The sequence below is a fragment of the Sedimentibacter saalensis genome, assembly GCF_007830175.1.
GTDB lineage: Bacteria > Bacillota > Clostridia > Tissierellales > Sedimentibacteraceae > Sedimentibacter > Sedimentibacter saalensis.
The window spans coordinates 50,962-63,740 of record NZ_VLKH01000014.1 but is presented as its reverse complement, the minus strand read 5'-3'; the positions used below and the strand labels follow the sequence as shown (position 1 = coordinate 63,740).

Below are 12,779 nucleotides of genomic sequence, written 5' to 3'. Positions count from 1 at the left end.
TGTTAATCTTTAAACGCATCCTTCATTTTTCCAAAAAAGCCTTTTTTGTCGTTGTCAGGTTTTTCGCCCATTTCTTCTGCGAATTGTTCGAGGATTGTTTTTTGTTTGTCTGTAAGTTTCTTAGGTACGTCAATTTTAATTCTTACGTACTGGTCGCCCTTGCCGGCGCCTCTTAGGTTCTTGATTCCTTTGTTTTTCAGTCTGAAAACTGTTCCCGGCTGCGTTCCTTCAGGCACTTCATATTTCACTTTGCCTTCGAGGGTCGTAACTTCTATGGAACCGCCCAGAGCTGCTTTGGCAAATGATATTGGTATTTCACACCATACGTCGTTGCCGTCTCTTTCAAACAGTTCATGTTCCTTGACGTTGATGTATACGTACAAATCTCCTGCAGGGCCACCGCGTTCTCCGTGGTTTCCTTCGCCTCTCAGTGGTATTACGCTACCTGTGTCAACACCTGCAGGAATGTTGATTGAAAGTTTTCTGGATTTCTTTTCCTTTCCTGTGCCGCTGCATGATGTACATGGTTCTTCCACCACTTCTCCGGTTCCGTTGCATGTTGAGCATATTTTTGTGCTTGCAAACTGTCCGAAAGGTGTTCTTTGTACTGTCTTAACGCTTCCTGCTCCGTTACATGTTGGACATGTTTTCTTGCTTGTTCCTTTTTTAGCTCCTGTACCGTCGCATACGTGACATTTTTCAATACGATTTATCTTAATTTCCTTTTTAGTTCCAAATGCTGCTTCTTCAAATGTTATGTCCAGCTTGATTTTAAGGTCTGAACCTGCCTTAGGACCTGTTCTTTGAGCTCTTGAGCTGCCGCCTCCGCTGAATCCTCCTCCAAAGAAATCACCAAATATATCGCCGAATATGTCTCCGAAGTCGTTGAATCCTGCACCGCCTGCTCCTCCAAAGCCCTGGCTCTGGTCAAACGCTGCATGTCCGAACTGGTCATATTTAGCTTTTTTATCCGGGTCACTGAGAACTTCATAGGCTTCATTTATTTCTTTGAATTTAGCTTCTGCTTCCTTGTTGTCCGGGTTAAGGTCAGGGTGATACTGCTTAGCCAGTTTTCTGAATGCTGATTTTATTTCTTTTTCATCTGCGCCCTTTTCAATTCCCAGGACTTCATAATAATCTCTTTTTGCCATAAATTTCTCCTCACCACCTCTGTTATATCAGAAGGACATGTTGCCCTGCCTGATTTATTGGCAGGTATAACCAGCCAAAATATCTTTTAGAAATGATACATTTATTGTTCATGATACGGGAGGACACGAGGTCCTCCCCTACATATTGTACTATTTATAAGTGCTGTTTTTACATTAACCAAGCTAAATCTTAAAAAGATTTAGCTTGGTTACAACTGTCATTTTATTTAAAAGATGAGATTCTTCGGCTGCGCCTCAGAATGACACGGCTTACGCCTTATGTTTCCAGCTACTGTCGCCTCAGAATGACATAATTTGCTTATTATTTGTCGTCGTCGTGGATTTCTTCAAATTCTGCGTCTACTACATTGTCGTCAGGTCCTTGTGAACTCTGGCTGAAGTCTGCTCCACCTTCAGCTCCTGCCTGAGGACCAGCTTGTGCATAAAGCTTTTGAGCCAAATCATTGAATACTTTTGTCAGTTTTTCAGTTTTATCTTTCATTTGAGCTGTGTCATTGCTTTCGATAGCTTTTTTCAGTTCATCAGCTGCTGATTGAGCTGAGGCCTTTTCTTCTGCTGAAATTTTGCCTTCTAAGTCTTTCAATGTTTTTTCTGTCTGATATACAAGAGTGTCTGCATTGTTTTTGATTTCAATGTCTTCTTTTCTCTTCTTGTCTTCTTCTGCATATTGTTCAGCTTCTTTGACTTTCTTTTCAATATCAGCGTCTGACATTTTTGTAGAAGCAGTGATTGTGATTTTTTGTTCTTTTCCTGTTCCTAAATCTTTTGCGCTTACGTTAACTATACCGTTAGCATCTATGTCAAATGTTACTTCGATCTGTGGAATTCCTCTTGGTGCAGGTACTATTCCTGACAATTGGAATCTTCCCAATGAAATGTTGTCATTTGCCATTTGTCTTTCACCCTGGAGAACGTGGATATCAACTGCAGGCTGGTTGTCTGCTGCTGTTGAGAACACCTGGCTCTTCTTTGTTGGTATTCTTGTGTTTCTGTCTATTAATTTAGTGAATACTCCGCCTAATGTTTCAATTCCCAGTGACAATGGAGTTACGTCTACAAGAAGTATGTCGTTTCCGAATTCTCCTGTCAATACACCACCTTGGATAGCTGCTCCCAAAGCAACGCATTCATCAGGGTTAATTCCCTTGTGAGGATCTTTTCCAGTAAGTCTCTTAACAGCTTCCTGTACTGCAGGGATTCTTGTAGAACCACCAACAAGCAATACTCTGTCAATGTCATTAGCTGTAAGTTTTGCATCAGACATTGCTTTCTTAACAGGTTCAACTGTTTTTTCTACTAAGAATGCTGTAAGCTCATTGAATTTTGCTCTTGAAAGATCCATGTTTAAGTGTTTTGGTCCTTCTTGTGTTGCTGTGATAAATGGCAGATTGATTGTTGAAGTCATTGCGCTTGACAATTCCTTCTTAGCTGTTTCTGCAGCTTCTTTCAATCTTTGAAGAGACATTTTGTCTTTTCTTAAATCAATACCATTTTCTTTCTGGAACTGGTCTGCTAAGTAATTTATGATTACCTGGTCGAAATCGTCTCCGCCAAGTCTGTTGTTTCCTGCTGTTGCTTTAACTTCAAACACGCCTTCGCCTATTTCAAGTATTGAAACGTCAAATGTACCGCCGCCAAGGTCATAAACCATGATTGTCTGCATGTGGTCTTCTTTGTCGATTCCGTATGCAAGTGCTGCAGCTGTTGGTTCGTTTATAATTCTTTTTACTTCAAGGCCTGCAATTTTACCTGCATCTTTTGTTGCCTGTCTCTGGCTGTCTGAGAAGTATGCAGGAACAGTTATAACTGCTTCCGTTACTGTTTCTCCCAAGTAGCTTTCTGCGTCAGCTTTTAATTTTTGAAGTATGAATGCTGATATTTCCTGTGGTGAATATGATTTTGCATCAATTTTTACCTTGTGGTCAGTACCCATTTCTCTTTTAATAGAAGAGATTGTTCTGTCAGGGTTTGTAACTGCCTGTCTTTTAGCTGTTTCTCCAACCAATCTTTCTCCATCTTTTGTGAATGCTACGATTGAAGGAGTCGTTCTTTTACCTTCCACATTTGCTATAACAACGGCTTCTCCGCCTTCCATAACTGCTACACAAGAGTTAGTAGTTCCTAAGTCAATACCTATAACTTTGCTCATTTTTTCCTCCATTTATGATTAAATTTAAATTTTACTTTACTTTATTTTATTTTATGAGATCCTTCGCTTATGCTCAGGATAACTTTTGATTCTGATGCGGGAGGACAGTAGTCCTCCCTACGTGTTGATTATTTGGGTATATTGCTGGAGGACAGTAGTCCTCCCCTACATTTTTTATTTTATTTTTTGCAGATTCTTACCATTGCTGGTCTTACAAGCTTGTCGTTTACTGTGTAGCCTTTCTGAAGAACATCAAGTATAATTCCGTCTTCAAATTCATCGCTTGCTTCAAATGCAACTCCGTAATGGACATTGTGGTCAAACTGCTTATGTAGTGATTCAACTTCCTTCAATCCTTTTTTATCCAGGATTCCCATAAGCTGAGTGTAAACCATCTGCACGCCTTCTTTGAAAGTGTTGTTTTCTGAATTTTCTGCTGCAAGAGCTCTTTCAAGATTATCTACAACCGGCAGAAGTTCCAGAATCATGTCTGAAACAGCATTGCCGTATGAAGACAGCTTTTCTTTTTCAGTCCTGCTCTTATAATTAAGGAAGTCGGCTTGAAGTCTCAACAATCTGTTGTTTAAGATTTCCACCTCTTCATTGTTTGATTCCTTTTTATCTTCTATTTCTGTTTCCTTATTATTTTTATTTTCTTCATTTTCCTTTGAAACTGATTCTTCATTTGCTGCATTTGAAGTTTCGTTGTCCTGTTGCTTTTCTGTTACCTTTTCTTCATCATGCTTTTTAGCCTTAGCCATTTCTTCACTCCTTATTTTCATCGTCAAAGTTCTGATTTATAATTTCATTCATTGCTTCAGACATTGATTTTACAGTGGAAATAACCTTGCTGTAATCCATCCTTGTAGGACCGATTACGCCGATTTTCCCGATGAGTTTTCCATTGAATTTGTATGTTGCAGTTATTAAACTGCAGTCTCTCAATGCCTCATATTGGTTTTCATGTCCGATAGTTATTGCCAAGTCATTTTCGCCGACAAACTGCAGCAATTTTGCAATGCTGCTCTTGTCTTCTACAAATGAAATAAATTCTCTTGCTTTGACAACGTCATTATATTCAGGCAAATCCAAAATATTTGTAATGCCATCAGAATACACATTAATTTCTTCCAGCTTGCTGATTTGATCCATGAGATACGGCAAAAGCTCCATCAATGAATCGTTGCTGTGTTCTCTAACATGGTACAGCTGTTCTATTAAGCTATCCTTAATTGAATCAACATCTTCAAGCTTATATCCGTACAGCTTTTCAGATAGAGCAGCAGAAATTTTGTCCATCTGGTCAAAAGGTATTGGACTGCTCATTCTAAATGTAACCTGCTTTACAATATTGCTTTGAAGTATTATTAGAAGCAATAATTTTGTATCAGTTATGGGAACAAGTTGAATTCTTTTGATAACTGACTGCTTGAGCTGTGGTGCTACTATAAATGATGTATATTTAGTAAACTGAGACAAAATTCTAACTGAATTCTTAAATACTGAATCCAGTTCATTTGATTTGTCTTCGATTATATTCCTTAACTGATCCAGATTTGTGTTTGACGGATCCTGAACTTTTTTCCACAAATCATCCACATAGTATCTGTAAGCTTTGTCAGTTGGTATTCTTCCAGCTGATGCGTGAGGCTGAACAAGAAAACCCATTTCTTCCAGATCAGACATTTCATTTCTGATTGTGGCAGGACTGACACCAAGTTCATATTTCTTTGAAATTGTCCTTGAGCCGACAGCTTCAGCATTATCGATGTAACTGGAGATAATTGCTTTTAAAATCTTCACTTTTCTCTTATCCAAAGACATTTCATCACCTCATTTGCTTTGTTAGCACTCATCAACGTCGAGTGCTAATCTCTAGATATAAGATACTACTTTACATTTATTTTGTCAATAGATAAAATTAATTTTTTTGTCAATATGTGATGATGTTACAATCATTCCATGAACTCTTCAAAGACATAATTTGATATATCCATTCCTCTTTGGGTTAGCTTCACAATACTCTCGTTGTATTCAATGAGCTTGTTGTCTGTGAGATATTTTATTTGTTCACTATATTTCTCATTAAAATCAACATTGAATTTTTTTTTGAATTCTTTAGCATCAAGACCTTCCGTAAGCCTTAATCTAAGCATTATATATTCAAACATCAGCTCTTTGTCATTCATCTCTTCCTGAATTATTCTGTTAAAATTATTTTCTATCGAATTTTTGCAGTACAAATTCAAATCTGAAGGGTTGCTGTACCTTATGCTGTTCATGAATGAATGGGCTGACGGACCTATTCCTATGTATTCCTCCTGATTCCAGTACTTAAGATTATGTCTGCACGAAAAACCCTCAACTGCAAAATTTGAAATTTCATATTGAAACAAATTGTTTTTTTCCATGACAATTCTACCCTTGTAGTACATGTTTCTTTCTTCGTCCTCGTCGGGCATAGTGATTAAATTTTTCTGTTCCATGGAATACAATGGCGTTCCCTTTTCTAACTTCAAAGAATAAAAGGAAATATGTTTCACTCCTCTTTCTATTATTCTTGTCAGTGTGTCTTCAATATCTGAAGTAGTCTGGACGGGTATGTTAAACATAGCATCTGCGTTTATATTTTCAAATCCATGTTTCTTAGCCCTGTCTATGGCCTCAAGGGCTTCTTTGCTGTTGTGAATTCTTCCTATTTTTTTTAGTATTTCATCGTTAAGGGACTGAATTCCTATGCTGAGGCGGTTAATTCCTGTTTCTCTGTACTGTTTTAAATTTTCATCAGTCAACGTGTTTGGATTTGCTTCCATGCTTATTTCTGCATCTTTGTCAATATCTGCAACAAGACTGATGCTGTCTAAAATTCTTTTTAAATTTGAAGGCTTTATAATTGTTGGAGTTCCACCTCCAAAATATACGGTATCAACTATGTACTTATGTCCCAGCATTTCTTTGTAACTTTTAATTTCATGTATAACTGCTTCTGTATATTTAGTTTCCCATTCATCATCCCACTTCACAGAATAAAAATCGCAGTAATTGCACTTCTTTTTACAAAATGGAACATGTATGTATACTCCAAGTTTTTTCATTTTTTACCTCTCTTTTTGATGCTTCAGCCCTTGTCAGTAACTTATTTAGCGTTTTACGCTTTTCCCGGGAAATTTCTACCGTCAATAATATATCTTAATTTTCTGCCAGTTAATTTTATTTATAAATAAAAAGGAGCTGAATTTCAGCTCAGTTTGATGACAAAGTTATTTCATCTTTGTAGTAACGAAAGGCCTCGTGTCTCCAGCGGGAGGGCACAAGACCCTCCCCTACGATTGGTAGAATTAAGTCTTTGTCTCGTCTGTGCTTTTTCAGCTCCAATTATATCATTATTATAATGTTAATACAATTTTATATTTATTTACATGACTTGTTTTCGAAAACTGATCTGTCAAGTTCTCCTTCAGTTGCAGAAACAATTACTGCACATGCAGCATCCCCTGTAACGTTTATGCATGTTCTCATCATATCCAGAACTCTGTCAACTCCTGCAATGAGTGCAATACCTTCTATCGGAAGACCTGCTGACTGCAGAACCATTCCAAGCATTATCATTCCTGCTCCAGGTACTCCTGCAGTTCCTATTGATGCCAGCGTTGCAGTAAGGATTATTGTAAGCTGTGCTGAAATGGGAAGATCAATTCCATAAACCTGAGCAATGAAGAATGCGCACACTCCTTGATATATGGCAGTACCATCCATGTTAATTGTAGCTCCCAGTGGAAGCACAAAGCTGCTTATTGATTTAGAAACTCCTAAATTTTCTTCTGAACGCTTCATTGTTATAGGCAGTGTTCCTGAGCTGCTTGCTGTTGTAAATGCAAATACAGTAGCTGGTGCAACTCCCTTAAAGAACTGAACAGGGCTCACCTTTGCAAACAGGCTCACTGTTGAAGAATAAGTGAAAACAGCATGCAGTATACAGCCTGCATATACTACCAATATCAATTTTAATAGCGGCAGCAATACTCCAGGTCCGTTTTGGGCAACAACAGGAGTAATAAGTGCAAATACACCTATTGGAGCATATTCCATTATTACTGCAATAATTTTATACATTACTTCTGCCATGGCATCGAAGAAATTAAACAATACCTTTCCCTTTTCCCCAATTCCAATTATGCCTGCTCCTACAATGAGAGCAAATGCTATAACTTGAAGCATGTTTCCTTCAACAAGCGCTTTCAGCGGATTTGAAGGTATGATGTTTAACAGTGTGTCAATTATACTTGGAGCCTCTGCAATTTCAACTGTTGCATCCACAGGAATGCTGAAGCCTCCTCCTACATTGCTCACATTAGCTAAAATAAGTCCGATTGTAACAGCAAATGCTGTTGTAAGCATGTAATAAGCCACTGTCTTTCCGCCGATTCTTCCAAGCTTTCTGACATCATCCATGCTGCATGCCCCAACTACCAATGAAGAAAATACCAGCGGCACAATTACAAGTTTAATAAGGTTTAAGAATAAAGTTCCTAATGGTTTAACGTAATTAACAGCAATATCCGGATTCGATTGAAGGGCAATTCCAAGGATAATGCCGGCTGCTAAACCGATGAAAATCTTAGTTGTTAATTGTAGCTTTTTACTTTGTGTTTTATCATTCATGTTGTCATTTCTCCTCTTTATTTTGATTATCAAATATTATAACTTATTTTGTTCTTCTTGTCTTTATAATTTTACAAAAAAAATGATTTTTCATTAGAAAAATCATTTTTTATCATTAATATTCAACAATTTCAAAATTATGGAATTAAAATGCATCGCCAATTTACATCGACTGTGGCATTTTTTTAACAAAATTCAGAAATTTACTTTTTATTTTTATGCAATTATATGTGCTATACTATTTAGCAGAAGAAGCAGGTTTTTCATATACTGATCTGTTCAGTTCGCCTTCTGTTGCTGCTATTATAGTTGCACAAGCAGCATCTCCAGTGATGTTTATCATCGTTCTCATCATGTCGAGAATTCTGTCAACGCCTGCTATTAGAGCAATACCTTCTATAGGAAGACCAACAGACTGAAGAACCATACCAAGCATAATCATGCCGGCCCCAGGAACTCCTGCAGTTCCTATTGAAGCAAGTGTAGCAGTAAGTATTATTGTAAGCTGAGCTGAAATCGGAAGATTAATTCCGTATACCTGAGCTATGAAAAATGCACAAACTCCCTGGTAAATTGCTGTTCCGTCCATGTTGATTGTAGCTCCCAGAGGAAGAACAAAGCTTGTTACTGATTTTGGAACCCCAAGATTTTCTTCTGAACGCTTCATGCTTATTGGCAATGTTGCTGAACTGCTGGCAGTGGTAAATGCAAACACCATGGCAGGAGCTATTCCTTTGAAGAATTTAACAGGGCTAACCTTTGCAAACAGAGAAACTGTTGCTGAATAAGTAAACAATGCGTGAATTGCACAGCCTGCATAAACAACAACTATGAGTTTTAAAAGAGGAAGAAGAACACCGGGTCCGTTTTGTGCAACAACAGGAGTAATAAGAGCAAAAACTCCTATTGGTGCAAATTCCATGATTACTGCTATGATTTTGTACATAACATCAGCCATGGAATCAAAGAAATTGAACAAAACTTTGCCTTTTTCTCCGATTCCTATTATTCCTGCTCCTATAATCAGAGCAAATGCAATTATCTGAAGCATGTTTCCATCAACAAGTGCTTTTAATGGATTTGAAGGAATAATATTAAGTAGAGTTTCAATAACGTTTGGAGCCTCAGCAACTTCTACCTTGGCATCAACAGGTATGCTGAAACCTCCGCCTACATTGCTTAAATTTGCAAGAATTAGACCAATTGTTACTGCAAAAGCAGTTGTGAGCATGTAATAGGCTACCGTTTTCCCACCTATTCTGCCAAGCTTTCTTACATCGTCCATGCCGCATGTTCCAACAACAAGAGAAGAAAATACCAGTGGTACAATTACAAGTTTAATTAGATTCAAGAACAATGTTCCGAATGGCTTGACAAATTTTACTGCTATGTCAGGGTTTGGTTGAAGAATAATTCCTAATAAAATACCTAGCGCCAAGCCAATAAAAATTTTGGTTGTTAATTGTAGTTTTTTCATTTCTAACACATTCCTCCTTATTATTTAGATTACTTACAATAATTATAACCCATTTTTAATGTTTTGTCTCCTAATTTTTCCAAAAAAACCATTTTTCTAAAGCCATTTTTCAACATTATAATGCGTAGGGGCGGACCTCGTGTCCGCCCGTTGTTATTGTTTCAATAAATTTATTACCTGCGGGAGAACAGTAGTTCTCCCCTACAAACTGGAATTCAAATTCACCGCCAAATGTCAATATTGCAACGCGTAGGGGCAGACTACTGTCCGCCCGTTGTTATTTATACAATAATTTTTTTCTGCGGGAGAACACAAGGTTCTCCCCTACAATATGAAATGCAGATTCACTACATACGTCATATCGATGCGTAGGGACGGACCTCGTGTCCGTCCGTTGTTATTGTTTCAATAAATTTATTACCTGCGGGAGAACAGTAGTTCTCCCCTACAAACTGGAATTCAAATTCACCGCAAAATGTCAATATTGCAACGCGTAGGGGCAGACTACTGTCCGCCCGTTGTTTTAAATTACACCATTTCGTCACAGGCGTACATTACAACAGAGGCTGCTACAACACCTGCAGTTTCCGTCCTTAAAATTCTTTTGCCCAATGTGACAATGTTGGCTCCTATTTCCTTGAACATTTCTATTTCCTTGATGTCAAAGCCACCCTCAGGACCTATTATAATATAGTAATTATCTTTTGGCTCCTTAAGCACATCTTTAAGAATTTTCATGTCTTCAAGCTCATATGGAACTATTATTTCAGCATCTTCCTGCTTCAAACGTTCAACAAGTTCCTTGACGGTTGTTATTTCCTCAACCTGGGGAATTATGTTTCTTTTGCTTTGCTTTGCAGATTCCTTTGCTATTTTTTGCCATCGGTCAAGCTTTTTTTGCTCCCTGTCCTTGTCGTTAAGCTTTACAACAGTACGTTCTGTTATTAAAGGAATGAAGCTTTTTACTCCAAGTTCCACGTTTTGCTGAATTATTGTTTCCATCTTTGTTTGTTTTGGAATGCCCTGACAAAGTGTTATGTTGATTTTTGATTCATTGTTTCTTTGTATTTCTTCAATAAGGCTGCAAACTATGTCGTCCTTGTTGATTGCTTCAATCCTTGCTTTATATTCGTTGCTGTCTGTTACAACCGAAATGATGTCACCTTCCTGAGCGCGCAAAATTGTCTTTAAATGTCTTGCATCCCCTCCGGTAACACTCACCGAATTGTTTTCAATGCAGTCATCTGAACAAAAATATCTGAACATTTTTACCTCACTATCTGAGTATCGCAGTTACGCAAACCCATTCTTCGCTATCGTTTATTTCTATGACTTCAAAACCCAATTCCTTAAAGTTATCCAGCACATCCTGCAGATATTTTTTGATTATGCCTGAAGCTATTACAAGTCCGCCTTTTTTCAGAAACTTTGGAAACGTCATGCTCATTCCCATTATAATCTGGGCTATAATGTTCACAGCAATCATATCGTACTTGTTGTTCCCTATTTTTTCCTGGAGCTTTTCATCATTTGTGACATCTCCGCAGTAAACGGTGAAGCGGTCTTCAAAAATGTTGTTTAGTTCTGCATTTTCCTTTGCAATTCTCACTGCATTTTCATCGATGTCAACTCCAACGCAGTCTTCTGCTCCAAGCAGTATTGAAGCAATTGACAAAATACCGCTTCCGCAGCCCATGTCAAGAACTCTCATTCCTTCTGTCATATGCTTTATTATTTGTTCAATGCAAAGGCGCGTTGTGTGATGCTGGCCTGTTCCAAAACTCATTCCAGGATCGATTTCAAGAATTAATTTTCCTTCTGTTGATTCATTGTATTCTTCCCATGATGGCTTGATTATTATTTTGTCTGAAACCGTAAAGGGTTTGAAATACTGTTTCCAGTTGTTTGCCCAGTCTTCTTCATTCAATGTTCTTGTTGTTATTTCAAGCCTTCCAAAATCAACATCCATATATTCTGTTTTAAGATTTTCAACAAACTTTTTTATTTCATTGAAGAGCTCATTACCCTGGCTGTTGTCTGCAAGATAAACCTTGATACAGCTTTCGCAGTCCTTCATTTTTGTGAGTTCTTCATCATAATAATCCCAGTTCATTGTGTCATCGTGGAGAAAATCTTCAAAAACACTGGCATCTTCAATTACTGCATCATTAATTCCAAGTTTTATCAACGCTCCGTTTATTATTTCAATTCCATTTGTAGTGGTATATATTGACACTTCAATCCAATTCATTTTTTTCTCCTGTTTATGATACTATTCTTCTATTTTGATTTCGTAAGTTATGGGAACTGCCTTTTCAAGCATTGCAGCCACTCCGCAGTATTTTTCCATGGATAGCTTCACAGCTCTTTCAAGCTTGTCGTAGCTCAAATCTTTTCCCTTGAACCTGTAGATTATTTTTATGTAATTGTAAATTTTAGGATCTTCTTCTCTCGTTTCAGCTTCAATATCCACATTCACATCTTCAATTTCTAATCTCATCTTTTTTGTTATTGTCATTACATCTATTCCTGAACAACCAATTAATCCTGCCAGCAAAAGTGCCTTAGGACTTGGTCCAAGATTGTTTCCGCCATTTTCTACTGTTGCGTCCGTTGTTACTTTGTGACCATTGATTTCCATTTCAAAGGCCATGTTTCCTTTAAGACTTGCACTGATATTTGTTTTAGCCATATTCTCTCCTATCCTGAATTTATTTTTTAATTGCTATATTATATCATATTTAATTTTTAATATCAGTATTTTTTATTGACTTTCATATATTATAATATATAATTAAAAAAACTTTTAAAATAACTGGCGGTGATATTATGAAGGATGTTGTTAAATCAAATGTTCTAGGAAGTTTAATAACCTTGGTTGCCGGAGCACTCATAGGATTTTTCGGAGTATTTGTGTCGGTTTTTTCAGATGGGCTGGTATATGAGAGGCTGGTTACAATATTAATTGTGTTGATAATTTACGGAATAGTGGGCATTGTTCTGGGATTTTTAAAACCAACTTACACATGGCTGTACATGCTGTCTTTAAGCATGCCGGGCGTAATAATTTTAGCATTGTACTCTTCAAGAGAATTTAATATTCTTTATGTTGCATACATAATATTGATTTTAGCTTTTTCTTTCTTTGGAACAAAGACAGGAAAATCAATGAAACGAAAAAAGAAGTAAAATTCATCGTCATATGTTAATATACGATGCGTAGGGGCGGACCTCGTGTCCGCCCGCTGTTATTGATGCAATAATATTTTTATTTGCGGGAGAGCACAAGGCTCTCCCCTACACACTGGAATTTCAGATT

General features: G+C 37.4%; 11 protein-coding genes. 1 reads left to right on the top strand and 10 read right to left on the bottom strand.

Annotated elements, in window-relative coordinates; genetic code table 11:
• Positions 1-2: 2 nt before the first annotated feature.
• From dnaJ to LY60_RS17000, 10 genes are all read right to left on the bottom strand, one after another.
• Positions 3-1,151 carry a molecular chaperone DnaJ gene (gene dnaJ, locus LY60_RS17045; RefSeq protein ID WP_145086714.1) on the bottom strand — a complete coding sequence of 383 codons (1,149 nt, stop codon included), beginning with the start codon at positions 1,149-1,151 and terminating at the stop codon, positions 3-5.
• A 322-nt stretch (positions 1,152-1,473) separates the two neighbouring features.
• Complete coding sequence (gene dnaK / locus LY60_RS17040) at positions 1,474-3,321, bottom strand: molecular chaperone DnaK (RefSeq protein WP_145086711.1); 1,848 nt, start codon at positions 3,319-3,321, stop codon at positions 1,474-1,476.
• Between the two features lie 179 nt (positions 3,322-3,500).
• A complete protein-coding gene (grpE, locus tag LY60_RS17035; RefSeq protein ID WP_170226287.1) occupies positions 3,501-4,082 on the bottom strand; it encodes a nucleotide exchange factor GrpE in 582 nt (193 codons plus the stop codon).
• Between the two features lie 4 nt (positions 4,083-4,086).
• Complete coding sequence (hrcA, locus tag LY60_RS17030) at positions 4,087-5,145, bottom strand: heat-inducible transcriptional repressor HrcA (RefSeq protein WP_019228899.1); 1,059 nt, start codon at positions 5,143-5,145, stop codon at positions 4,087-4,089.
• Between the two features lie 131 nt (positions 5,146-5,276).
• On the bottom strand, positions 5,277-6,416 hold the full coding sequence (gene hemW, locus LY60_RS17025; RefSeq protein WP_145086705.1) for a radical SAM family heme chaperone HemW: 1,140 nt from the start codon (positions 6,414-6,416) through the stop codon (positions 5,277-5,279).
• Between the two features lie 316 nt (positions 6,417-6,732).
• Entirely contained in the window at positions 6,733-7,983 is a 1,251-nt protein-coding gene (locus tag LY60_RS17020; RefSeq protein WP_145086701.1) for a dicarboxylate/amino acid:cation symporter, read from the bottom strand.
• Between the two features lie 238 nt (positions 7,984-8,221).
• A complete protein-coding gene (locus LY60_RS17015; RefSeq protein WP_145086698.1) occupies positions 8,222-9,460 on the bottom strand; it encodes a dicarboxylate/amino acid:cation symporter in 1,239 nt (412 codons plus the stop codon).
• A 528-nt stretch (positions 9,461-9,988) separates the two neighbouring features.
• Entirely contained in the window at positions 9,989-10,726 is a 738-nt protein-coding gene (locus LY60_RS17010) for a 16S rRNA (uracil(1498)-N(3))-methyltransferase (protein ID WP_145086692.1), read from the bottom strand.
• A gap of 10 nt (positions 10,727-10,736) precedes the next feature.
• Positions 10,737-11,711 (bottom strand): 50S ribosomal protein L11 methyltransferase, encoded by a 975-nt coding sequence (gene prmA / locus LY60_RS17005; RefSeq protein WP_145086689.1) that lies wholly within the window; start codon positions 11,709-11,711, stop codon positions 10,737-10,739.
• Between the two features lie 21 nt (positions 11,712-11,732).
• On the bottom strand, positions 11,733-12,152 hold the full coding sequence (locus LY60_RS17000) for an OsmC family protein (RefSeq protein ID WP_145086685.1): 420 nt from the start codon (positions 12,150-12,152) through the stop codon (positions 11,733-11,735).
• Positions 12,153-12,289: 137 nt separating this feature from the next.
• Here LY60_RS17000 and LY60_RS16995 point away from each other — a divergent pair, with 137 nt between their 5' ends.
• Complete coding sequence (locus LY60_RS16995) at positions 12,290-12,649, top strand: DUF6954 family protein (RefSeq protein ID WP_145086682.1); 360 nt, start codon at positions 12,290-12,292, stop codon at positions 12,647-12,649.
• The last annotated feature ends 130 nt before the right edge of the window (positions 12,650-12,779 follow it).

Bases quoted from the DNA above. Each gene is read 5' to 3' on its own strand.
- LY60_RS16995 (WP_145086682.1), top strand. From the start codon at position 12,290: ATGAAGGATGTTGTTAAATCAAATGTTCTAGGAAGTTTAATAACCTTG.
- dnaJ (WP_145086714.1), bottom strand. From the start codon at position 1,151: ATGGCAAAAAGAGATTATTATGAAGTCCTGGGAATTGAAAAGGGCGCA.
- hrcA (WP_019228899.1), bottom strand. From the start codon at position 5,145: ATGTCTTTGGATAAGAGAAAAGTGAAGATTTTAAAAGCAATTATCTCC.
- LY60_RS17015 (WP_145086698.1), bottom strand. From the start codon at position 9,460: ATGAAAAAACTACAATTAACAACCAAAATTTTTATTGGCTTGGCGCTA.
- dnaK (WP_145086711.1), bottom strand. From the start codon at position 3,321: ATGAGCAAAGTTATAGGTATTGACTTAGGAACTACTAACTCTTGTGTA.
- prmA (WP_145086689.1), bottom strand. From the start codon at position 11,711: ATGAATTGGATTGAAGTGTCAATATATACCACTACAAATGGAATTGAA.
- LY60_RS17000 (WP_145086685.1), bottom strand. From the start codon at position 12,152: ATGGCTAAAACAAATATCAGTGCAAGTCTTAAAGGAAACATGGCCTTT.
- grpE (WP_170226287.1), bottom strand. From the start codon at position 4,082: ATGGCTAAGGCTAAAAAGCATGATGAAGAAAAGGTAACAGAAAAGCAA.
- hemW (WP_145086705.1), bottom strand. From the start codon at position 6,416: ATGAAAAAACTTGGAGTATACATACATGTTCCATTTTGTAAAAAGAAG.
- LY60_RS17010 (WP_145086692.1), bottom strand. From the start codon at position 10,726: ATGTTCAGATATTTTTGTTCAGATGACTGCATTGAAAACAATTCGGTG.
- LY60_RS17020 (WP_145086701.1), bottom strand. From the start codon at position 7,983: ATGAATGATAAAACACAAAGTAAAAAGCTACAATTAACAACTAAGATT.